This is a genomic window from Sideroxyarcus sp. TK5 (assembly GCF_054601595.1).
Genome location: NZ_BAAHSJ010000001.1, coordinates 353,996 through 373,433, shown reverse-complemented (window position 1 = coordinate 373,433; position 19,438 = coordinate 353,996). Strand labels below are relative to the sequence as shown.

The window sequence follows — 19,438 nt, the reverse complement described above, 5'->3', positions numbered from 1 at the left end:
CCTCCTCAGTGGGTTTGACCAGCCGCAGGTGTCGCACGACTCTCTCCTGTCCGCTGTGCATAGATGGAGACATACGGCTCCGGCTCGATATGACCGTGCTCCACCAGCAGGTTCGCCAGATCGAACAGCGACTGGCGCGTACCGCGATAACCCACCCACAGGCGCTGGTAGCCGCCAAGCAGGTCGTATTGCGGAAAGCCCGCGCGCAGCAGCGGTACGCCGAGACGGCGCGCCGTCTCCACCGCGTGCGAATTGCTGATGACCAGTTGCGCGCCCTTGCGCTTGGCCGCGATCTCCAGGTCTTCCAGATCGCCGATGCCCACCTGTTCCGCCAGCACGCTCTCCAGGATGTTGGCGCGCGCCGGTGCGACGGCGGCCACCACCTCGCAGCCCATCTCCGTCACCAGCCGCGAGAAGCCGTAGAGCAGATCGGGATCGGCAGCGATGGCGACGCGCGCGAAACCCAGCATGAAATGCGCATCCACCATCGCGTCCTGCAATTGCGCGCGCTGGCGTTCGATCTTCTCCGGCACCGGCTTGCCGCTGATCTCGGCCAATGCCAGCACGAAACTGTCCACCGCTTCCAGACCCATCAGGGCATCAAAGCGATAGTCGGGAACATTGGTCTGCGCTTTAAGGAAGTCCGCCGCATCGAACAGCGAATTGCCCAGCACCAGCGTGGCGATGGATTCGCCCATGCTGCCGATGTCGCTGACAGGCGTGCCGCCCACAGTGAGCGGCGAGCTTTCCATCTCGGTGAGGTGACCGTCGAGCGAATCGCCGATGTCCGGCAACACCAGCGGACGCAGGCCGAATGCCTCGACCAGTTCCTTGATGTGTTCCACATCGCCCGGCGTGAGGAAAGAACCGGCCAGCACGTTGACCTGCTTCTTGCGCTTGCCCACGTTGTCCGTCTTCTCCGGCAACATGGTTTCCAGCGTCGCCTTCACCGCCAGCGCATAGCCGCTCTCCAGACAGCCGCTGAAATCCGGCGTGTTCACCGGCACCACCGGGATGTGCGCGAACTCTGGATGCGCGGCGTAGAAATCCTTCACCAGACGTTTTATGTCCGTGCCCTGCGTCTCCGACAAACCCGTGGTCGGCAGCCCGATCAGCGCCGGCTTGCTCTTCTCGCAGATGGTCGCCAGACCGAGGATCACGTTCTCGTCCGCACTCATCACCGTGGACACCTGATCCATCGCCGTGGTCTGCAGCGGGATCGGCTCACGGAAGTGGCGCACGAAATACACCTTGCCGAACGCGGTGCAGCCCTGCGAACCGTGCATCATCGGAATGGCTTTGTTGATGCCGAGGAAAGCGAGCGACGCGCCGACCGGCTGGCTGGCCTTGAGCGGATTCACCGCGAGTGCTTTGTTGCGTTTCAATATCTCGGCCATGTCACACCTCCGTCATTCCGGCGCAGGCCGGAATCCAGTTGAAAGAATGACCCCGCGCAGCGGGACAACAATGGTTTAGCAATTCGTTTTGTCCGCTACGCGGGCTATATGTTTTCGCTGGATTCCGGCCTGCGCCGGAATGACGGATTGAATATCGAGTCGCAATCATCATCACGCCCCCAACTCCACACCCGGCACATTCGACTTCGCCCACGGCGCCGGTTTGCGCACGCTCGGCCACACCGGGCTCTGGATGGTCAGCGCCAGTTGGCGCGCGAGTTCCACCATGCCGCTGTAACCCTCGTAACCGAATTCGCGCTCCTGGTTGATGTCGAGGAAAGGGATGCGCGCCTTGAGCGCGGTGTACATGTTGCGGCCACCCGCGATGAGGATGTCGGCTTCATATTCCTTCACCACGCCGAGCAATGCCTTGGGGCTGCCGTCGGTGATCATCTTGGTCTTGTCGCCCATGATCTCGCGGATGCGCGCCTTGTCTTCCTCGGTGGATTTGCTGGTGCCGGTAGCGACCACGTCCATGCCCAGGTCCTGCAAGGCAGAGACGATGGACCACGACTTCACGCCGCCGGTGTAGAGCAACACGCGCTTGCCGCGCAGCTTCTCGCGCCACGGGTCCAGCTCGGCGTTGATCTTGGCTTCCTCGCGCACGATCATCGCCTCGGTGCGCTCGGTCAGCGAGGGATCGTTCAGCAGCTTGGCAAAATCCCGGAAGGCATTCGATGTATCGGTGACGCCGTAGAAGCTGCCTTCGAAGAACGGCACCTTGTGATCGGTTTGCAGTTTGCGCGCGATGTTGAGCAAGGCCTTGGCGCACACCACCATGCTCGCCTCGGCGCGATGCATGGTCTGCACTTCATGGAAGCGCGCATCGCCGGACAAGGTGCACAGGATGCGCAAGCCGAGTTCGTCGAACAACGGTGCCACGTTCCAGAATTCGCCCGCGATGTTGTATTCGCCGATCAGGTTCACGTCGTGCACTTTGATGCCGGGGCGTTGCAGCGCGTCAGGCACCGGCAACGGCTCGCCCGTTCCCACCACATATTTGAACATCGCCTCACCCGCGATGCGGTTGCCCAGATTCTTGGTGCCGTAGAAACCGGCACAGTCCACCGGCACCACCGGCACGCCGGTCTTCTCGGCCGCGGCCTTGCACACTGCGCTGATGTCGTCGCCGGTCAGCGCGGGCACGCAGGTGTTGTAGATGAACACGGCCTTGGGGGAATAGGTGTCGACCGCCTGCTTGATGGCATGGAACAAACGCTTCTCGCCGCGCCCCATGATCACATCCTGCTCGGTCAGGTCGGTGGTCATGCCGATGCGATACAACGTCGGCCCCGAAGAACGCGTGCCGCGGTTGTCCCAGGAACTGCCCGCACACGCGATCGGCCCGTGCACGATATGTGCAACGTCCGCGATAGGTAGCAAAGCGATCTGCGCCCCGTCGAACGAACAGCCACCCGCAGTCGCCCCGGGCTTGGGACGCGCACAACCGGATTTCTCCTTCTTGTTATGCGTACAGGCCGGTTCGTTCAGCAGTTCGGCGATGTCCTTGGCTTGCATGGCAATGGCTCACAATGATTGACGCCCTTGTATTCGCAAGTGCCGTGCCAGAGACAGCGGTTTGATTTAAATGGGATTTATTTGAGAATGTCTTGTAGCAAACCCGACAAGGTCTACTCATGCAACAAAGAGACATAGACCGTCAGGCCTGTTGACACCTGTTTATTACAACCACAGAATGCCCACGCTTCTAATGTTGTTAATACAGGAGGTCATCATGGCATTCAACACCGATCGCACCGGCACCTGGTTTGTCTACGGCAATATCATCTCAAGTCAGGCCGGCCCCCGGTTTGCCGACCATCTCGCGGCCCGTTTTCCCAAAGTGGCAGCGATCATCGACGAGGCGGATTTCGGCGTGCTGCCCGTCGAGGTGGATGCGCTTAAGCTCGCCACACGCGAAGCGATCCAAAAGAAAGACTGGCCGACCGCAAGTGCGCACTTCGCCTTCGTCGACGAGATGCTGGAATCGGCCAGCACCGAACTGCACGAGGCGATCGGCATCTCCTACCTTACGAATCTTTTCTACGGCGAGACCTCACCCGAGTTCGCCATGGCGCGCACCCTGATGCCCAAACGGCTTGCCGCCGCACTGGAGCTCATGGAACGTCATTACGAAGAGCTGAGATAAAAGCGCTTTCAATGCGACGGGGCAATGCGGAAGCCTTGCCCCGTTTTCTTTTCGTCTCTCCACGGATCGAATCCGTCACCGCAATATCCACCTCCGTGTAAGGTTCTGCGCCCTCCGCCGACCAATGCTTGCATCCGCCATTTCGGCCTTGCCATCACCTCCAAGGAGAGCACCATGAAACTCAACACGATCGCAAAATCCCTGATCTCTTCCGGCGCGCTGGCTGCGGCCATGAGCGGCGCAGCCATGGCAGCTCCCTGCGGCGCGGCCAATCCCTGTGCGGCGCGTTCGCACAAGATGTCCCAAGCCAACCCCTGTGCCGGAAAGAATCCCTGCGCCAGCAAGAACCCGTGCATGGCGAAATCCAAAAAGAAGGCCAATCCTTGCGCGGCGAAGAATCCCTGTGCCGCGAAGAACCCCTGCGGCGCCAAAAACCCATGCGCAGCGCATTAAGTCAGCCAGCACCTGCGACCGGCCTCGAATCGAGGCTGGTTGACGCACCCGATCTGGCACGTCTGCCGCTGGCGCAGTTGCAGGCCATGCGGCAGGCAGGCCGCGAGATCGTGGAGATGTATCGCGCGCTGAAGAAAGCCGAACTGAACATCGTCGGCGAAGTGCTGCGCGACTCCTTGAACAAGGGCGAGACGTTCTACGAATTCAACCATTACCCGAATGACGACGTGTACGACCGCGAGAGCCATGCGCAGTATTACTACCACGCGCATCGCAGCGAAACGGGCGAGCACGGACACTTCCACTGCTTCCTGCGCCCCAAGGGCATGCCCGCCGATGTCGCACCGATTGATTACCCGGCCACCGATCCGTGGCCACAAGGCAATGAAGCGCTGTCGCATCTGGTCGCCATCGCCATGGACGGCTACGGCTTTCCGACCACCCTGTTCACCACCAACCGCTGGGTGACCGCCGAAGCCTGGTATCCCGCCGAACAGGTGATCCACATGCTGGATCGCTTCGTCATCGACCATGCCTTCCCCTCGCTGCCGGTGAACCGCTGGATCAGCGCGATGTTCGTGCTCTACCGCCCGCACATCGAAGCACTGCTGCAGAAGCGCGACGAGATCGTGTGGGCATGGGCTGCAACGCATCCCGATGGGGATGTGTTCGAGGACAGGGAACTTGATATCACCAGTCAGATGGAAATATCGGTCGAGGACGCGCTATGGCTGGTGGAACTGGCGCTCGCCGGGCGGCAAGGCTAACGACCCTTCATATCCAGTAATTCCCCTGCCACGCGCCGCGCACGAAATCGAGCTTGACCCGCTTCGGCGCGATCTTGCGCACGTTGGGTGTATCGAGTTCGATCTCGGGCTGTCTGCCCAAACGGTCTGCGACTTCGAACGAGCAGGCAGTGGAGGTGACAGGGCGGAAGAAGACGGCGAGTTTGTCGTTGACGGGGACGGTGTCGCATTGCGGTGCCGTTTCGTGGAAGTGGACGAACTTCTTCACCAGACAGGAAAAGTAGAGTTCCAGCTCGACCACCAGCGGTTGCGCGCGCTGTGCCAGTTCGCGTGCGGCGGCTTTGCTCCATTCCACCGATACTGGTCTGCCGTTGATCTCGACGGTGTTGTTCAATGGTGCGTTCATGATGTCACCTCACAATACATGCGGCGCAATGTCTTCCACCATCGCGCCGATCAGGTCCGGGTCGCTGTCGGGCACCAGCTCCGCCGCCCCGCCGCGCTGGCCGGTCATCTCGATCTTGATCTCGTCGCCGTGTTTGCTCAGGCGCGATTCGCCGCCGCAGCAATGGCAGTAGACATGATCCCCATCGCGCTGTGCGCTGCGTATCGCCAGCGGCGCACCGCAGCCGCAGTGTTGCAACGGCAGACCGGGTTCGCTGTGGCCGACGATGTGGGTCAGTTGGTCGGAAGCGTTCAGTGACAGGAAATGTTTCGCCAGGCTGGAATCGAATTGCCTGCCCAGCTCGTCGCCAATGATGGTGAAAGCCTTTTCCGTCGGCATGCCCTTGCGGTAGGCGCGCGTGCTGGTCATGGCATCGAAAGCGTCGGCGATGCCGACGATGCGCGCGACTTCGGGGATGACTTCGCCCGCGAGACCGTACGGGTAGCCCTTGCCGTCTGGACGTTCGTGATGGCCGACCACCGCCTCGAACGCTAGGTTCGCCAAGGGATGGTTGGAGAGAAGTTTTCCTCCGACCGAAGGATGGGTCTTGATGATGTCGTATTCACCATCGGTGAGCCGGTCCGGCTTGTTGAGGATGGCATCGGGCACGCCGACCTTGCCGAGGTCGTGCAGAAAGCCGCCGACTTCGCACAGCGCGATGTCGCGGCGCGACAAGCCCGCTTGCTGCGCCAGCAGTTTGGAGAATTGCGACACGCGCCACAGGTGACCGCCGGTGTAGGGGTCGCGTGCCTCGACGATCATCGACAAGCCGAGCAGCGTGTTCAACAACGATTCTTTCTCTGCCATCTCAACCTCCCTCAAAATCTGGTGGTCAACGTCACCATCCACTCGGGCATCGCGTTCACTGCCCACTTCTCAAAATCCTTATCCGCACCGGACAGCACCAGCACACCGATCAGCAGCAGCGCAGCACCGAAGATCTTCTTGGCCTTTTGTCCTGCTTCCATCATACGCCCGCGCCATTTGCCCATTGCCTGGCGCGACAGCAAACCAATGGCGAGCAGCGGCAGGCCAGCACCGAGGCTGAATATCAGCATCACCGCCGCGACCTGCACCAGTGCCTGCCCCTGGCTGGCCAGTGTGATCGCGACGCCCAGTGTGGGGCCGACGCACGGGCTCCACACGATGCCGAGAAGCAATCCAAGAAGAAACTGGCCGTGCAATCCACTCAGGTTGAAACGCGCCAACAATCCCTGCCCCACGCCCAGCCGACTGACTGCTGCGCTGAAGTACTCTTGCAGCCTGCTCGAAAACAGCACAGCCCCGAACACGATCAACAGCACTCCGCCGACCGTGCGCAAGGTGTCCTGCTCCAGGCCGATGCTGCCGCCCAGCGAGCCGAGCCCCACGCCGATCAGCGTGAACGACAACATCAGGCCGCCCACCAGTGCGAATGTGCCGTAGCGATGCGAACTCGCCGCCGAACCCATCAGGATGGGGATCAGCGGCAACACGCAGGGCGACAGAGTGGACAGCACGCCTGCTAAAAACGACAGGCCGTAGCTGGCTGCGGTTAATTCCATCGGCTCACCCTTACCCTCTCTCTAACTCTCTCCCGCTCGCGGGAGAGAGGACTTGTGCAGCACGCACATCACGTTAAAGCGCCTTGCGCAACAACTCGGCGATGCGTGCGCGGTCGGTCTCCCCGGTCACGCGGGTCACTTCCTTGCCGCCCTTGAACACGATGAGCGTGCTCTGATAGCGGACACCAAACGCTTTCACAACCTCCTGTTGCATGTCGAAATCGACCTTCAGCGTGGTGATGGGTTTGAACTCGGCGGTGGGCAACAACTTCTCCAGCACGGCATCCTGCGCGCGGCAGGTCGGGCACCACTCGGCGTGAATGAACACCAGCGCGGGTTTGCCGGACTTGTTCAAAGCATCGAGCTTGTCCTGGGTGTAGGGCTCGCCGACGGCCTGGGCGAACAGGGGAAACAGCAATGCCAGCGTGGTCACGAATTTCACTAGCGTTCTCATGGCGCTCTCCTTGGTAGGGTTAATCGAGTAAATATCGTACTGCTATGACTTAGTCGTTGGACAGGCGGATTCCTTACACGGTTATTCGTTTGTAAGGATTATTTCGTTACACACGACTAACGCACGTCACCGAAGCAAAGCGTGACTTTCCCATTACTCAACAGGAGGCTGATATGTCCATCATGTGCAAAATGAATAGCAGTTGCGAGACCACCCCCGGCATGTGCGTGCATGAAAAGATGATGCTGGTCATGGTGCTGCTCGCAGTTCTCGGCGTCGCTGCGTACTTGTTCCTCGCCTGAGCCCGAAAGGAGAACGATATGAAACACTCTGCCCTGATGCGTGCGCTGATCTCGTCCGGCGCGCTGACCTTGTCCCTGGGCGGCGCGGCCTATGCTGCGCCCTGCCGCCCGGCGAATCCCTGCGCCCCGCGTCCGGGCTCGTCGCGCATGAACCCCTGTGCCGCGAAGAATCCGTGCGCGGCGAAGAACCCCTGCGCGGCAACGATGTCGGACCGCGTCGATACCCGGCTAGTGCTGCGCCCGAAGAAGCACCGCCCCTTTCGCGGCAAGCAGTCCGAGCTGATCGCCTATGGCAAGCAACTGTTCGGCGACACCACGCTGAGCAGCAACGGCATGTCGTGCAACACCTGTCATCAGGGCAACGGCGCTTTCCAGAACACCTTCGCCCAACCGTATCCGCATTATGTGCAGATGACGCACGACCGCTCTGCGGTGAAGGCCGTGCATCTGGACGAGATGGTGCAGTTCTGCATGGTGGTGCCGATGGCGGCCAAACCCTTGCCATGGAACAGCAAGAAACTGGCTGCGCTGACCGCCTACACGGCATCGCTGCAAAAGGGTTTCATGGCCGGAGCCAACCCGTGCGCGGCGAAGAACCCCTGTGCTGCACGCAATCCATGTGCAGCGGCGAATCCTTGTGCAGCGCAGCAACATTGAAGAGCCGAACTGCGATCGCACCCGCCGCGACCCGGCGGGTGCTTTGCATTTTGGCGGGTGTTACCATGCGACAGCCCTGCCCTACGGAGTCTGAATGAGCGCCATCGATCCCGAAGACCTGCAACAGCACCGCAGCTATCTGGTGCGTTACGCCATCCTGCAATTGCGCGATCCGCATCTGGCGGAGGATGCCGTGCAGGAGACGCTGGTCGCGGCCATCGAGAGCCGCAGCAAGTTCACGGCACAATCATCGCTGCGCACCTGGCTGGTCGGCATCCTCAAGCACAAGATACTGGACATGCTGCGCAAGCGCGCACGCGAGCCGCAACTGAACGTGGCCGAAGGCGAGGATGAGCACGAGCTGGTCGATGCGCTGTTCAAGGAGAACGGGCGCTGGGCGACTCCGCCGCAGACCTGGAACGAGCCCGAGCAATCGATGGAGAACACCCATTTCTGGGAAGTGTTCGAGCAATGCAACCGGCACATGCCGCTCAACAGCGCACGCGCCTTCATGATGCGCGAGTTCATGGAGATGTCGACCGAAGATATCTGTCAGGAACTCTCCATCACCACGACTAACTGCTGGGTGATCCTGCACCGCGCGCGGCTGGCGTTGCGCGAGTGCCTCGATCTGAACTGGTTTGGAAATGCGAGGTGACCATATGCTGGACTGCAAACACAACACCGAACTGTTATCGCAATCGCAAGACCGCCCGATCACCTGGCGCGAAAGGTTGGCGATGCGCATGCACCTGATGATGTGCAAGGGCTGCCGCAATTTCGAGAAGCAGCTCGCCTTCATCCGCAAGGCTGCGCGCGAACTGCCGCGCAAGCTGTAAAGACTGATGAGCGCGACGCCGCAACAGCTCAACGAATTTCTGCGCCGCCTGCATCTGGGCTCGGAGGTGTATTACGTCGGCCAGTTGTGCGATGCCTGGCACATGTCCACGCCCGGCGGCTCTGACGCCACCACCTTCCATCTGGTGTGTCACGGCGAGGCATGGATACATATGAAGGATGGCAGCGAGCCCGCGCACATGACAGCGGGCGACATCGCCTTCTTCCCGCACGATGCGGCGCACACCTTCAGCGCCCAGCGAGTCATTCCGCAACAGCCGTTCGATTACTCGCACCCCGCGCCGCTGGATGTGCATGCCCCCGGCAGCGGCCTGCTGTGCGGACATCTGCGGCTACCCGCGCATATCCGCCGCCTGCTGCTCGCCTCCTTTCCCGAGTTCATGCTGATCCGACCGGATGCAAGCCCGGTCGGCCGTCAGATGCGCAGCCTGATCGAGATGATGACCGAGGAAGCGACCCGCAACGAGCTGGGTGTGACCGCGATCCTCGATCGCCTGTCGGATACATTGTTCCTGTATGTGATCCGTCATGCGCTGCATGTGGAACCGAAACTGTCTCCGCTGCTGGCGACGTTGTCGGACGACCACCTGCGCCCCGCCGTCGCGGCCTTCATCGATGCGCCCGCCGAAGCATGGACAGTGGAACGCATGGCCGGTCTCGCCTGCCAGTCACGCTCGGCGTTCTCGGAACGTTTCACGCAACTGGTCAGGATGCCGCCCATGGAGTTCGTCGCGACATGGCGCATGCAACTGGCCAGCGGCATGCTCGCCGACGGCAATGCCAACATGCTGGATGTCGCCATGAAGTGCGGCTACGAATCGGAAGCCGCTTTCCGCAAAGCGTTCAAACGCATCATCGGCATTCCGCCCGGCAAGGCACGCGGCTGACCAGCCGCATCGCCTGCCTGGACGATCAGACACAAATCACCTTCTGGCGGTCATGGAGGCAAACCCTCCGCTTCCTGACAATGGGCTCAGGCAACAAACCGTTGCTCAACCAACTCAGGAGACCGTCATGAACCCGTTCAAACTGCATAACCTCGCGACCGCACCGGTTGCCGCCGTGCCCATCCTTGAGGCCGCCAATAAAGGCTTGGGCTTCATCCCCAATCTTTACGCCCATCTGGCCGAAGCGCCGACCACCCTCGAAGCCTATAAGAACCTGGGTGCCCTGCTCGAAAAGAGTTCGCTCACGCCCGCCGAGCAGCAAATCGTACTCATCTCCGTCAGCGTCGAGAACGCCTGCGCCTATTGCGTGGCGGCCCACTCCTTCCTTGCGCGCAACATGGTCAAGGTCGCCGACAACATCATCGCTGCCCTGCGCAGCAGCCAGACTTTGCCGGACGAGAAGCTGAACGCACTGTCTGTGTTTGCCAAGGCCGTGGTGCACAAACGCGGCCGGGTCGGTGGTAGCAGGGAGTTGAACGATTTCCTTGCGGCGGGCTACACCCAGCAGAACGCGCTGGAAGTGATACTCGGCGTCAGCATGAAGACGCTCAGCAATTATGCCAATCACCTGACCGACACGCCGTTGGATGCCGCCTTTGCCGGCGAAGCGTGGGAAGTGCCGGGTCAGCCCGCTTGCAACACTCACCAGGAGTAAGCGCCATGAATCTGCTCAAGTCGATTTTCATCAGTAACTACATGATGGCGATCATGGGCATCACCGGCTATGCGGGATGGATGCTTTATCAGGGGGCGGCCGCGATGGCATGGACGGGTGTGCTGCTGACCACCGTACCTATCCTGTCGGTGATCATGCGCGCCATGCTGCTCAAGGATCTGGCGCGTACCAGCGCACATTTCCCCCTGCTCAATCTGCTGGGAGTGGCCGGAGTCGGAGCCGCCGGTTTCGCCTGGTCGGTACAAGGCGCGGACGGGCTGGCGCCTGCGCTGGCCGCTGCCGCATGGGGGGCGTTCCTGTTATATGCCTACTGGTTCTCGGTTTACGGCGGACGCACTGCGAACATGAAGCTGGTGGTCGGTGCGCCGTTGCCGGACTTTTCGGTGCGCAATACCAAGGGGGAGATGGTCAACTCGCGCAGCCTGACCGACAAGCCAGCCATCATCATCTTCTACCGCGGCAACTGGTGCCCGTTCTGCATGGCGCAACTCAAGGAACTGGCCGAACGCTACAAGGAGATCAACCGGCTCGGGGTGCGCATCGCCATGATCTCGCCGCAACCGCACACCAACACGGTGGGGATCGCGAAGAAGTTCCACATCGAACTGTCGTTCGAGTTCCTGACGGACGAGGACAACGCGGCCGCCCGCCGACTCGGCATCGAGCATCCACACGGCTTGCCGATGGGGATGCAGATGCTCGGCTACGACAGCGACACGGTGCTGCCGACCGTCATCATCACCGACAAGAACGGCAAGATCGTGTGGACGCACGAGACGGACAACTACCGCGTGCGCCCGGAGCCGGACACGTATCTGGAGGTGCTACGCAAACACGGTGTGGTGGCCGCGGTCTGAGCGGCGCTTCAAACCGAATACGGCGCCGCCACCCAGCTCTTCACCAGCGCCGCTTCGGTATCCGGCAAGTAACTGAATCCCGCTTCGAGATCGCGCGCGACGGCATAGGCGATCTTGGGCGGTGTGAATGTTCCGGCGACCAGATGGAAATACCAGGCCGAGGGATAACCCGCCGCGCGGTCGAAGGCCTGCAACTGGTTCAACATCTCCACACCCGACAATTCGACGTTCCACTGGAACGGCTTGAGCGTGCGCGCCTTGCGCGACACCAGCGAGGCGGAGACGACGGGGTTGCGATAACGGTCCTGATGCTCGCGCAGGGCGACGATCCAGTGGTCGCTGAAGTGACCGCGCGACGCGGCGCTGCTGTGCGACCACTCGGCAAGCAGACGCGGCAGACCTGCATCGCGCCCTTCGGCCATCGTCACTTTGGCGAGGGTCTGGCGCATGTCGAGCATGCGGCGGAACTGGTAGCGCGGCGCGCCGACGGGCTGGGCCTGCAATTCCAGCGGGCTCAAAGGCTCGACGAGTTCCTGCAGATCATCGGGCAGGTTGTCGGCATCGAACAGCTTGCGGTCCAGCACTTCCTGCAACTCTTCCACTTCCATCTGCAAAAAATCCGCCGCGCCGGGGCCGTAGGCCGCTACGAAATAATGCGTGCTTCCCGAATGGCGCGTCACCTGCAGGTCGCTGTCCGCATAGCGTTCGATGAGTTCATTCATGTCGCCGCCGCATGCTTCCAGACTGGCTTTCGCCCACGTTTCGAGGCTGTCCGCAAAACGCTTGCCGTCGGCCTTGATGACGCCGCCGGGCCGGTACCAGCCGCCGCGGTTCAGCGCATAGCGAAAGTTGCAGTCAGTGCAGATGCGGTTGGCCGTTTCCAGCAAAGCGGCATGATGCGGACGCGGCGGGATGGCTTCCGCCTCTTCCGCCAGTTTGCGCAACATCTTTTCATCGGGTGTGTGGATACTCATAGCTCATCTCCCAGCAAAAAATCATTCAAGCGTTCGCGCACGGCGGCGCGCACATCCGGTTCGGCGTCGTCCACCATCTCGGCGATGACTTCCAGCGGTGCGCGCTGCACCGCTTCCAGACGCACCAGCCAGTCGTCGTCCGCGAGCAGTTTCGCCGCGTCGTCCGGCAGACAGCGCTGCGCGACGATGCGGCGCACTTCCGCGTCGCTGTCTTTCAGCATCATGCCCAAGGCAAAGGACGGCAGCCGCCGCGCCACTTCCTTGCGCACTTCGCGGTCCTCGTCGCCGGCCATGTTCCGCAACTGCCCGTGCGGCAGGCGCTTGGCGACCTGCAGGCGCACCAGATAGTCCACGTCGGCCATCAGCGCGTTCAATCTTTCCGGCGCCACACGGTTCGCCGCCGTCATGCGCACCTCGCGGTCGCTATCGTGCAGGTAAGCGTCCAGTTCATCGACCGGCACACGGCTCACCACCACGCGCCGCACCACTTCGTCCGCATCGCGCGGCAATCGTCGCACGACCTCCAGCGGGGCATAGCGCGCGGCGATGGCGCGGCGCTCCCAGAAATGATCGTGCAGATAACCCTCGGCGAACTGCGGGTTGCGCCGCAAAAAACGGTCGATCTGCCGCCCGCTCTGCGCGGTCACGCAGATATCGCCCGGCACGCAACGCGCCTCGGCCAGCAATGCGCGATGCGGACAAACCGAGCAATCGGCCAGCGCGACCTCCGCCAAAGGCGAGCCCCCGGAATGATGTTCCGACATGTTCAGGACCTTCAAAGATGACTCCGCAATGAACCCGGGGGAATGATGAGCAACCACCGTGCCAAAATGGTGATGCGGCTGATATGCCAGTAACGGCGGGGGGTTGCGCTTCCGAATGGGAGCCGGAGGTGGAAATTTTGTAGCGATTGCGACAAACAATGTGGCGCTACAGCTTCCTGCGCAACACAGTCATGTTTGAATCGCCAAAACCGAGTTTGCGGTAGAAATCCAGCGCTGGCTGGTTGTTGCGGTCGGCCAGCAGCGTGATGCGCACGATGCCGCGCAGCTTGGCCCAGTGCAGCACATGCTCCACCAATTGCCGCCCCAACCCGCCGCCGCGGTATTCGCGGCTGACGATCACATCCTCCAGCAGCAAGGCGCGTCCGCCTTCCGCCGTGCTGATGGTGAACAACGCGTTGGCCATGCCCGCCACCTTGCCGTCCACGCGCAACACGAACAGCTTGCCCAGCTCGGGTTCGTCGAGGATGGTGCGCAGGCCGCTGATCTGCTTCTCGCGGTCCGGCTTGAAATCGCTCTCCAGCGTGAACAGCTCGGCGAGCAGGTCGGCCATATAGGGCAAGTCGGCGGCAGTGGCGAAACCGATCTCAGTCATCATTCAAACTCCGTGATCCATCAATTCATCAAGGCGACACTCTTCACTTGCGCGCACACAAACATCCCGGCAACCAGGCCAAGATGGTCGCGCGAACGGCGCGTGATGCGCGCCAGCAGCCTCTGCGACTCGCCCACCTTCATCAGTACCACCACCTTGTCCGGCCCTTCGTCGCGTATCTCTTCGATACGCGCGTTGAGGATGTTGTTGATGCTCGACCCCTGCGGTGCCTGCGTGGCGATGCTCACATCGCGCGCCAGCACACGGGCGCGCACCGTCGTGCCGAAGGGTTGCTCCACCCTGCCCACCCACAGTTGCCCGCCCGCAAAATCCAGCCGGGTCAAATGATACTTCTCATCCTGTTGCGCCACCGCCGCTTCGATCACCGCGCCAGCATCGTCGAAATGTGCAGTGGGCAGGTCGAGCCGCGCGAGCGTTTCGTGCAACTCACCGCTGGCGATGACGCGGCCTTTTTCCAACAGTACCAGATGGTCGGCCAGCCTTGCCACCTCGTCCATCGCGTGGCTGACATAGAGCACGGGAATGTTCAGTTCGCGGTGCAGTCGCTCCAGATACGGCAATATCTCCTGCTTGCTGTTGCTGTCGAGCGCGGAGAGCGGTTCGTCCATCAGCAGGATGCGCGGGCTGGTGAGCAGCGCGCGACCGATGGCGACGCGCTGGCGTTCTCCGCCGGAGAGCAGTGCCGGGTCTTTGCGCTCGATGAGTCGGCTCAGGCCCAGCCATTCCACCACCTGCTCCAGCGGCACTTTGCGCTCGGCAGGGGCGATGCGTTTGAAACCGTATTCCAGATTGGCGCGCACCGACAGGTGCGGGAACAGGCTGGCTTCCTGGAACACATAACCCAGCGGGCGTTTATGTACCGGCACAAAGGTAGTCTCGTTCTGCCAAGTCTCGCCGTTCACCTGCAACGTGCCATGCGCGCGCTCCAGTCCCGCGATGCATCGCAACAATGTGGTCTTGCCGGAACCGGATGGGCCGAACAGGGCGGTGACACCGACGGCTGGCGCATTGAAGTTCGCATCCAGCGTAAAACTTTCGCGCTGCAGTGCAAAGCGGGCTTGAATTTCGCTCATTTGGTCACCTTCGATATCTGACCGCCTGCGAGATACAAACCGAGCAGCACCAGGAAAGAGAACAGCACCATGCCGCCCGAGAGCATATGCGCCGCCGACAGCTCCATCGCCTCGACGTGGCCGTAGATGGCGACCGAGAGTACGCGCGTCTCACCGGGAATGTTGCCGCCCAGCATCAGCACCACGCCGAACTCGCCGACGGTATGTGCGAAAGCAAGGATGATGGCGGTGAGAAAACCCGGACGCGCCAGCGGCAACGCCACGCTGATGAAGCGATCCCACGCACTCGCGCGCAAGGTCGCAGCCACTTCCAGCGGACGCTGGCCCATCGCCTCGAAGGCGTTCTGGATCGGTTGCACGGCGAACGGCAGCGAGAACAGCACCGAGCCGATCACCAGACCGGCAAACGAAAAAGGCAACCTGCCGAGATTCAAGGCGCTGGTCAGCTCACCCACCGGCCCGTTCGGCCCCATCACCAGCAGCAGATAGAAGCCCAGCACCGTGGGCGGCAACACCAATGGCAATGCCACTGTGGCAGACACCAGGCCCTTGTACCACTTGCGACTGTGCGCCAGCCACCAGGCCAGCGGCGTGGCGATGAACAACAGCAGGCAAGTGGTCACGCTCGCCAGTTTCAGGGTGAGCCAGACGGCTTGGAGGTCGGCGGGGTCAAGTGATGTCATGAGTTCTTGTCGCTAACTATTTAACTTATTCATTGCCCCCTTCTCCCGCCTGCGGGAGAGGGAGAAATACTTATGGCAGCCCGTAACCAAAACTGCGAATGATCGCCAGCGCCTTCTCGCTCTTCAGGAACGTCATGAACGCTTTCGCTGCAGCAGGGTCTTTCGCGGCAGTCAGCTGCACCGCGCTTTGTTTGATCGGATTGTACATATCCGCAGGCACGATCCACCACGATCCTTCACTCACTTTGCCGTCCTTGGTGATCTGCGCCAGTGCGATGAACGCCAGCTCGGCATTGCCGGTCGCAGCGAACTGGTAGGTCTGGGTGATGCTCTCGCCCGTCACCAGTTTGCTTTGCACCTTGTCCCACAGGTTCATCTTTTGCAGCGTCTCCTGTGCAGCCAGACCGTAAGGCGCGAGCTTGGGGTCGGCATAGGCGATCTTGTTGAAACCATCCTTGCCAAGCACGGCGCCCTTGCTATCCACGAAACCGGGCTTGGCGCTCCACAGCACCAGTTTGCCCAGCGCGTAGACGAAGCGCGAGTCTTTGACAGCCAACCCTTCCTGCTCCAGCAGTTTGGGGTTCTTCTCATCGGCGGCAAGGAACACGTCATACGGCGCACCGTTCTGTATCTGCGAATAGAACTTGCCGCTGGAACCGAAACTGAACTTCACCGTGTGACCGGTCTCCTTCTGGAACAGCTCGGCGATCTGCTGCACCGGCGCGGTGAAATTGGCGGCCACAGCCGCGCTCACTTCGCCCGCATTCGCCTCCTGCACCATCGTTGCCAACAGCGCGCCCAACAACCCGAACTTGATCGATTTCATCTTTGCTCTCCTTTTTACATTATGCATTGACTGCGAGAATGACGTGCGACGCCTTGATCAGCGCACATGCCTTTACCCCTTCCTTCAACCCCAGCGACTTGATGCTGTCGTTGGTCACGATGGCCGCTACGGTCTTGCCGCCGGACAATTCGATGATGACTTCGCCGCTGACCGCCCCTTCCTGGCAGCGCACCACCGTGCCGTGCAGTTCGTTGCGCGCGCTGGTCTTGAATCCATCCGATGTCGTCACGATCACCCAGGGCGCCTTGATCATCGCGTAGGCCTCGCTGCCGACCTTGAGCGCGAGATGCTCCACACTCTCGTTGGTGATCACCGCCGCCAGCGTGTCGCCGCTGCCGATGTCCAGCACCACCTCGGCGTTGATCGGCCCGGTCTTGATGGTCTTCACCGTCCCCAAAAACTGGTTGCGCGCACTCGTCTTCATATCGAATCTCCTTATCACGTGGTAATACTCATCGAAGTCATCCATCACTTCGGCCAATTTCTTCAGCACCTGCTCGCGCTCCTGTTCCAGCCGGCGGTAGGCGCCGACCACGCGGCGGCCATACGTGGTGAGCGTCGTACCGCCGCCCTTCTGACCGCCGGTCTTGCGCTCCACCAGCGGCTGCTCGGAAAGATTGTTGATCGCCTCGACCGCCTCCCACGCCACTTTGTAGCTCATGCCCATCGCACTCGCCGCCGCCGTGATGGAACCGGTCGCGGCGATGCGCTCCAGCAATTCCAGATGGTCCCAGCGCCTGCCGCGGGCGAGTCTCAGTCCGGGCATGCTTGCCGGTTCGCTCTTCTCTGCTATGGTTTGCGTCATGTCGCCCTCACTCGTTATCACCTTGTCGACATAACGTATTGCAAAAGGGATGCCAGGACGTGCGTCATCAGCCACAAACCTGCGCCGGTATTGGGTTTTATGGATTCGATGGGGGTACTACAGGAACGGATGTAAACGATCCGCTTTGTGCCAGACAGAACAATTTGGCGGGTTCGTTACAACGCAAAGGTTATAACGCTTTCCCGCCCGGATGGATGAGCCGATATCTCAGGGGAACTCGTAGCCGAAGCCGCGCATCACCTTCACCGCTTTCTCGCTCTTCAGGAAAACGAGGAAAGCTTTGGCCGCAGCCGGATCTTTTGCACCGCTCAACAACACCGCACTCTGGCGAATGGGGTTGTGCATCTCGGGCGGCACCAGCCACCAGGAACCGGAACTCACCTTGCCGTCGCGCATCACCTGCGACAGCGGGACAAGGGCCAGTTCCGTTCTTTCGGTGGCGGCGAACCGATATGTCTCGATCACATCATCACCCTTGTCCAGTTTGCGCTGCATCGCGTTCCACATCGTCAGCTTGGTCAGTGTCTCTTTCGCCGCCACACCGTAGGGCGAACTGACCGGATTGGGGATCGCCAGCAAGTTGAAGTTGCCCCGGTTGAGCACCAGCCCCTTGTCATCCGCGAAGCCGGGCTGTGCGCTCCACAGCACCAGCCGCCCGGTGGCATAGACGAAGCGGGAACCGACAACCGCAGTTCCTTCCTGCATCAAACGTTTCGGCAGCTCTTCATCCGCCGAGAGGAACACATCGAACGCCGCACCTTTTTTTATCTGCGCATACAGCTTGCCGCTGGCACCCGGCGTGACCTTCAGCGTGTGGCCGCTCTCCTTCTGGAACAAAGGGGCAAGGCGCTCCATCGTCGCGGCAAAGTTCGATGCCACCGCGACGCTCACCTCGCCGGCCTGCACCGGCGAGGTCATCAGCCCGCACAACATCAATACGGCGGCGATATGGTTACGCAATAGGATCTGCATCTTCGACTCCTGACTGGAATGGCTACCATGATAACAAGCTGGCTGAGGAGCGGTGAACTGTATCTAGACCTTTTGGCATATTGACCGAGGGGTTTTGAGCAGGTACGGTGCGGGCTGGCCCGATCAAACTGGTCATAAAGAAGAAGCAGTTGCGGAATCATAGACAACTTTATGGTTAAGCGTAATGCACTATCCACCAAAGGGGATGTCCATGGGCGAACAAGTCACCAAAGGGATTGATGAGAAGTATTGCAGCGAGTGTGGCGCCATCATAAAAGTGAAGGCGGAGATATGCCCGAAATGCGGCGTTCGACAATACGGGCACGTCTGAACCCGAACCAGTTTGCTTCTGTCTGTGATCCACCGGCCGCCAATATATGTTCACCACCAGATAACAGGACTATCACCATGTTTGAAAAAATAAAGGGTCTCGGCTCACAAGTCGCAACCAAGGCGAACGATGCCGTCGAGGGAGTGACCACTTCCGTCAAGGGCGGGGTCGAGTCACTCGCCCAGACCGCATCCGACATGACCGACGCTTTAAATGAAAAGGCTGTTCGCGCATCGACGGCCCAGATGTGCAGCATCCTCGAGATAGCGCTGGACGAGCTCAAGACCCGCCCTCTGTCAGCGCAGCCTGTATCGCTCAAGGCGACCGTGAATATCGGGATAGCCGCACTTGAGATGGAGATCCGGGTGCCGCCCGGCACAAAGAATGAGTTGAACGACTCCGGTTCGGATTGACGCCCATATTGTGAGACGCGTAAATGCCCGATCCCGCTGACACCCCCACCCCACCCTACTACGCCGTCATCTTCACCTCCTTCCGCACCGAGGGCGATAACGGCTATGCCGAAATGGCAAAGCACATCGCGGAGCTGGCGAAGCAGCAGCCCGGATTCCTCGGCATGGACAGCGCGCGGAACGAGCTGGGCATCACGGTCTCGTACTGGGAGAGCTTGGAGGCGATCAAGGCGTGGAAGGAGAATCTCGACCATCGCCAGGCGCAGAGCCGCGCACAGGAGTGGTACAAGTCGTTTCGGGTGCGTGTTTGCCGCGTGGAACGCGAGTACGGGTTCTAGCCTGGGCGGACCGGTTACCGTTACACTGCACAAGTTCT

General features: G+C 61.0%; 27 protein-coding genes. 13 read left to right on the top strand and 14 right to left on the bottom strand.

All coding sequences use genetic code 11. From position 1 onward, the window contains the following. Window positions 1-5: 5 nt before the first annotated feature. Together nifN and nifE are read right to left on the bottom strand one after the other, a co-directional pair. Window positions 6-1,397: a nitrogenase iron-molybdenum cofactor biosynthesis protein NifN gene (gene nifN / locus ACYPYQ_RS01920; RefSeq protein ID WP_459718650.1), complete on the bottom strand. Its 1,392-nt coding sequence runs from the start codon at window positions 1,395-1,397 to the stop codon at window positions 6-8. 171 nt (window positions 1,398-1,568) lie between these two features. Next, window positions 1,569-2,975 (bottom strand): nitrogenase iron-molybdenum cofactor biosynthesis protein NifE, encoded by a 1,407-nt coding sequence (nifE, locus tag ACYPYQ_RS01915; RefSeq protein WP_459718647.1) that lies wholly within the window; start codon window positions 2,973-2,975, stop codon window positions 1,569-1,571. A 217-nt stretch (window positions 2,976-3,192) separates the two neighbouring features. Between nifE and ACYPYQ_RS01910 the strand changes: the two genes are divergently transcribed. The 3 genes from ACYPYQ_RS01910 to ACYPYQ_RS01900 all read left to right on the top strand — a co-directional run bounded on the left by ACYPYQ_RS01910 (window position 3,193) and on the right by ACYPYQ_RS01900 (window position 4,826). Beyond that, window positions 3,193-3,606, top strand: a complete 414-nt coding sequence (locus ACYPYQ_RS01910; protein WP_459718644.1) for a DUF7674 family protein — start codon at window positions 3,193-3,195, stop codon at window positions 3,604-3,606. Between the two features lie 174 nt (window positions 3,607-3,780). Continuing rightward, window positions 3,781-4,059: a hypothetical protein gene (locus ACYPYQ_RS01905; protein ID WP_459718641.1), complete on the top strand. Its 279-nt coding sequence runs from the start codon at window positions 3,781-3,783 to the stop codon at window positions 4,057-4,059. Then, complete coding sequence (locus ACYPYQ_RS01900; RefSeq protein WP_459718638.1) at window positions 4,044-4,826, top strand: DUF6969 family protein; 783 nt, start codon at window positions 4,044-4,046, stop codon at window positions 4,824-4,826. Before ACYPYQ_RS01905 ends, ACYPYQ_RS01900 begins: the two co-directional genes overlap by 16 nt. Window positions 4,827-4,833: 7 nt before the next feature. On the opposite strand, the gene ACYPYQ_RS01895 is transcribed toward ACYPYQ_RS01900, so the two are convergent. The 4 genes from ACYPYQ_RS01895 to ACYPYQ_RS01880 form a co-directional block, all read right to left on the bottom strand. Next, window positions 4,834-5,211 carry a hypothetical protein gene (locus ACYPYQ_RS01895; RefSeq protein ID WP_459718636.1) on the bottom strand — a complete coding sequence of 126 codons (378 nt, stop codon included), beginning with the start codon at window positions 5,209-5,211 and terminating at the stop codon, window positions 4,834-4,836. Between the two features lie 9 nt (window positions 5,212-5,220). Next, entirely contained in the window at window positions 5,221-6,057 is an 837-nt protein-coding gene (locus tag ACYPYQ_RS01890) for an HD-GYP domain-containing protein (protein ID WP_459718633.1), read from the bottom strand. A gap of 11 nt (window positions 6,058-6,068) precedes the next feature. Next, window positions 6,069-6,794, bottom strand: a complete 726-nt coding sequence (locus tag ACYPYQ_RS01885; RefSeq protein ID WP_459718630.1) for a cytochrome c biogenesis CcdA family protein — start codon at window positions 6,792-6,794, stop codon at window positions 6,069-6,071. A 73-nt stretch (window positions 6,795-6,867) separates the two neighbouring features. Next, window positions 6,868-7,248, bottom strand: coding sequence for a thioredoxin family protein (locus ACYPYQ_RS01880; RefSeq protein ID WP_459718627.1), 381 nt, complete (start codon window positions 7,246-7,248; stop codon window positions 6,868-6,870). Window positions 7,249-7,421: 173 nt separating this feature from the next. Here ACYPYQ_RS01880 and ACYPYQ_RS01875 point away from each other — a divergent pair, with 173 nt between their 5' ends. From ACYPYQ_RS01875 to ACYPYQ_RS01845, 7 genes are all read left to right on the top strand, one after another. Beyond that, window positions 7,422-7,550: a hypothetical protein gene (locus ACYPYQ_RS01875; RefSeq protein ID WP_459718623.1), complete on the top strand. Its 129-nt coding sequence runs from the start codon at window positions 7,422-7,424 to the stop codon at window positions 7,548-7,550. Between the two features lie 18 nt (window positions 7,551-7,568). Beyond that, window positions 7,569-8,207 (top strand): c-type cytochrome, encoded by a 639-nt coding sequence (locus ACYPYQ_RS01870; protein WP_459718620.1) that lies wholly within the window; start codon window positions 7,569-7,571, stop codon window positions 8,205-8,207. A 94-nt stretch (window positions 8,208-8,301) separates the two neighbouring features. Continuing rightward, a complete protein-coding gene (locus ACYPYQ_RS01865; protein ID WP_459718617.1) occupies window positions 8,302-8,865 on the top strand; it encodes a sigma-70 family RNA polymerase sigma factor in 564 nt (187 codons plus the stop codon). A gap of 4 nt (window positions 8,866-8,869) precedes the next feature. Then, on the top strand, window positions 8,870-9,046 hold the full coding sequence (locus ACYPYQ_RS01860; protein ID WP_459718614.1) for a zf-HC2 domain-containing protein: 177 nt from the start codon (window positions 8,870-8,872) through the stop codon (window positions 9,044-9,046). 6 nt (window positions 9,047-9,052) lie between these two features. Then, window positions 9,053-9,952: an AraC family transcriptional regulator gene (locus ACYPYQ_RS01855; protein ID WP_459718609.1), complete on the top strand. Its 900-nt coding sequence runs from the start codon at window positions 9,053-9,055 to the stop codon at window positions 9,950-9,952. Window positions 9,953-10,079: 127 nt separating this feature from the next. Continuing rightward, window positions 10,080-10,667: a carboxymuconolactone decarboxylase family protein gene (locus tag ACYPYQ_RS01850; protein ID WP_459718606.1), complete on the top strand. Its 588-nt coding sequence runs from the start codon at window positions 10,080-10,082 to the stop codon at window positions 10,665-10,667. A 5-nt stretch (window positions 10,668-10,672) separates the two neighbouring features. Continuing rightward, entirely contained in the window at window positions 10,673-11,545 is an 873-nt protein-coding gene (locus ACYPYQ_RS01845) for a peroxiredoxin family protein (protein WP_459718603.1), read from the top strand. Window positions 11,546-11,553: 8 nt separating this feature from the next. Here the strand turns inward: ACYPYQ_RS01845 and ACYPYQ_RS01840 are convergent, their stop codons facing one another. From ACYPYQ_RS01840 to modA (ACYPYQ_RS01805), 8 genes are all read right to left on the bottom strand, one after another. Beyond that, entirely contained in the window at window positions 11,554-12,519 is a 966-nt protein-coding gene (locus tag ACYPYQ_RS01840; protein WP_459718600.1) for a hypothetical protein, read from the bottom strand. Next, a complete protein-coding gene (locus ACYPYQ_RS01835; RefSeq protein ID WP_459718597.1) occupies window positions 12,516-13,298 on the bottom strand; it encodes a 4Fe4S-binding leucine-rich repeat protein in 783 nt (260 codons plus the stop codon). The genes ACYPYQ_RS01840 and ACYPYQ_RS01835 overlap by 4 nt, the downstream gene beginning before the upstream one ends. Window positions 13,299-13,449: 151 nt before the next feature. Beyond that, the gene (locus tag ACYPYQ_RS01830) at window positions 13,450-13,899 is read right to left on the bottom strand and encodes an N-acetyltransferase family protein (protein WP_459718594.1); all 450 of its coding nucleotides are present in this window, start codon (window positions 13,897-13,899) and stop codon (window positions 13,450-13,452) included. Window positions 13,900-13,916: 17 nt separating this feature from the next. Beyond that, window positions 13,917-14,990, bottom strand: coding sequence for a molybdenum ABC transporter ATP-binding protein (modC, locus tag ACYPYQ_RS01825; protein WP_459718591.1), 1,074 nt, complete (start codon window positions 14,988-14,990; stop codon window positions 13,917-13,919). After that, window positions 14,987-15,673: a molybdate ABC transporter permease subunit gene (gene modB, locus ACYPYQ_RS01820; RefSeq protein WP_459718588.1), complete on the bottom strand. Its 687-nt coding sequence runs from the start codon at window positions 15,671-15,673 to the stop codon at window positions 14,987-14,989. Before modB ends, modC begins: the two co-directional genes overlap by 4 nt. Window positions 15,674-15,743: 70 nt before the next feature. Next, a complete protein-coding gene (gene modA, locus ACYPYQ_RS01815; RefSeq protein WP_459718585.1) occupies window positions 15,744-16,499 on the bottom strand; it encodes a molybdate ABC transporter substrate-binding protein in 756 nt (251 codons plus the stop codon). Between the two features lie 19 nt (window positions 16,500-16,518). Continuing rightward, entirely contained in the window at window positions 16,519-17,325 is an 807-nt protein-coding gene (locus ACYPYQ_RS01810) for a TOBE domain-containing protein (protein ID WP_459718581.1), read from the bottom strand. Window positions 17,326-17,553: 228 nt separating this feature from the next. After that, the gene (gene modA / locus ACYPYQ_RS01805) at window positions 17,554-18,318 is read right to left on the bottom strand and encodes a molybdate ABC transporter substrate-binding protein (RefSeq protein WP_459718578.1); all 765 of its coding nucleotides are present in this window, start codon (window positions 18,316-18,318) and stop codon (window positions 17,554-17,556) included. Between the two features lie 184 nt (window positions 18,319-18,502). Between modA (ACYPYQ_RS01805) and ACYPYQ_RS01800 the strand changes: the two genes are divergently transcribed. The 3 genes from ACYPYQ_RS01800 (at window position 18,503) to ACYPYQ_RS01790 (ending at window position 19,400) form a co-directional block, all read left to right on the top strand. Further along, complete coding sequence (locus ACYPYQ_RS01800) at window positions 18,503-18,649, top strand: zinc ribbon domain-containing protein (protein ID WP_459718575.1); 147 nt, start codon at window positions 18,503-18,505, stop codon at window positions 18,647-18,649. A 77-nt stretch (window positions 18,650-18,726) separates the two neighbouring features. Continuing rightward, complete coding sequence (locus ACYPYQ_RS01795; protein WP_459718573.1) at window positions 18,727-19,062, top strand: hypothetical protein; 336 nt, start codon at window positions 18,727-18,729, stop codon at window positions 19,060-19,062. Window positions 19,063-19,085: 23 nt separating this feature from the next. Continuing rightward, on the top strand, window positions 19,086-19,400 hold the full coding sequence (locus ACYPYQ_RS01790) for an antibiotic biosynthesis monooxygenase family protein (protein ID WP_459718570.1): 315 nt from the start codon (window positions 19,086-19,088) through the stop codon (window positions 19,398-19,400). Window positions 19,401-19,438: the final 38 nt, after the last annotated feature.

Coding starts and splice junctions, on each gene's coding strand:
- ACYPYQ_RS01845 (WP_459718603.1), top strand. CDS start 10,673: ATGAATCTGCTCAAGTCGATTTTCATCAGTAACTACATGATGGCGATC.
- ACYPYQ_RS01905 (WP_459718641.1), top strand. CDS start 3,781: ATGAAACTCAACACGATCGCAAAATCCCTGATCTCTTCCGGCGCGCTG.
- ACYPYQ_RS01800 (WP_459718575.1), top strand. CDS start 18,503: ATGCACTATCCACCAAAGGGGATGTCCATGGGCGAACAAGTCACCAAA.
- modB (WP_459718588.1), bottom strand. CDS start 15,673: ATGACATCACTTGACCCCGCCGACCTCCAAGCCGTCTGGCTCACCCTG.
- ACYPYQ_RS01880 (WP_459718627.1), bottom strand. CDS start 7,248: ATGAGAACGCTAGTGAAATTCGTGACCACGCTGGCATTGCTGTTTCCC.
- ACYPYQ_RS01900 (WP_459718638.1), top strand. CDS start 4,044: ATGCGCAGCGCATTAAGTCAGCCAGCACCTGCGACCGGCCTCGAATCG.
- ACYPYQ_RS01810 (WP_459718581.1), bottom strand. CDS start 17,325: ATGACGCAAACCATAGCAGAGAAGAGCGAACCGGCAAGCATGCCCGGA.
- nifN (WP_459718650.1), bottom strand. CDS start 1,397: ATGGCCGAGATATTGAAACGCAACAAAGCACTCGCGGTGAATCCGCTC.
- ACYPYQ_RS01790 (WP_459718570.1), top strand. CDS start 19,086: ATGCCCGATCCCGCTGACACCCCCACCCCACCCTACTACGCCGTCATC.
- ACYPYQ_RS01830 (WP_459718594.1), bottom strand. CDS start 13,899: ATGATGACTGAGATCGGTTTCGCCACTGCCGCCGACTTGCCCTATATG.
- ACYPYQ_RS01795 (WP_459718573.1), top strand. CDS start 18,727: ATGTTTGAAAAAATAAAGGGTCTCGGCTCACAAGTCGCAACCAAGGCG.
- modC (WP_459718591.1), bottom strand. CDS start 14,990: ATGAGCGAAATTCAAGCCCGCTTTGCACTGCAGCGCGAAAGTTTTACG.
- ACYPYQ_RS01890 (WP_459718633.1), bottom strand. CDS start 6,057: ATGGCAGAGAAAGAATCGTTGTTGAACACGCTGCTCGGCTTGTCGATG.
- ACYPYQ_RS01855 (WP_459718609.1), top strand. CDS start 9,053: ATGAGCGCGACGCCGCAACAGCTCAACGAATTTCTGCGCCGCCTGCAT.
- ACYPYQ_RS01850 (WP_459718606.1), top strand. CDS start 10,080: ATGAACCCGTTCAAACTGCATAACCTCGCGACCGCACCGGTTGCCGCC.
- ACYPYQ_RS01885 (WP_459718630.1), bottom strand. CDS start 6,794: ATGGAATTAACCGCAGCCAGCTACGGCCTGTCGTTTTTAGCAGGCGTG.
- ACYPYQ_RS01840 (WP_459718600.1), bottom strand. CDS start 12,519: ATGAGTATCCACACACCCGATGAAAAGATGTTGCGCAAACTGGCGGAA.
- ACYPYQ_RS01860 (WP_459718614.1), top strand. CDS start 8,870: ATGCTGGACTGCAAACACAACACCGAACTGTTATCGCAATCGCAAGAC.
- nifE (WP_459718647.1), bottom strand. CDS start 2,975: ATGCAAGCCAAGGACATCGCCGAACTGCTGAACGAACCGGCCTGTACG.
- ACYPYQ_RS01870 (WP_459718620.1), top strand. CDS start 7,569: ATGAAACACTCTGCCCTGATGCGTGCGCTGATCTCGTCCGGCGCGCTG.
- ACYPYQ_RS01910 (WP_459718644.1), top strand. CDS start 3,193: ATGGCATTCAACACCGATCGCACCGGCACCTGGTTTGTCTACGGCAAT.
- ACYPYQ_RS01875 (WP_459718623.1), top strand. CDS start 7,422: ATGTCCATCATGTGCAAAATGAATAGCAGTTGCGAGACCACCCCCGGC.
- ACYPYQ_RS01895 (WP_459718636.1), bottom strand. CDS start 5,211: ATGAACGCACCATTGAACAACACCGTCGAGATCAACGGCAGACCAGTA.
- ACYPYQ_RS01865 (WP_459718617.1), top strand. CDS start 8,302: ATGAGCGCCATCGATCCCGAAGACCTGCAACAGCACCGCAGCTATCTG.
- modA (WP_459718585.1), bottom strand. CDS start 16,499: ATGAAATCGATCAAGTTCGGGTTGTTGGGCGCGCTGTTGGCAACGATG.
- modA (WP_459718578.1), bottom strand. CDS start 18,318: ATGCAGATCCTATTGCGTAACCATATCGCCGCCGTATTGATGTTGTGC.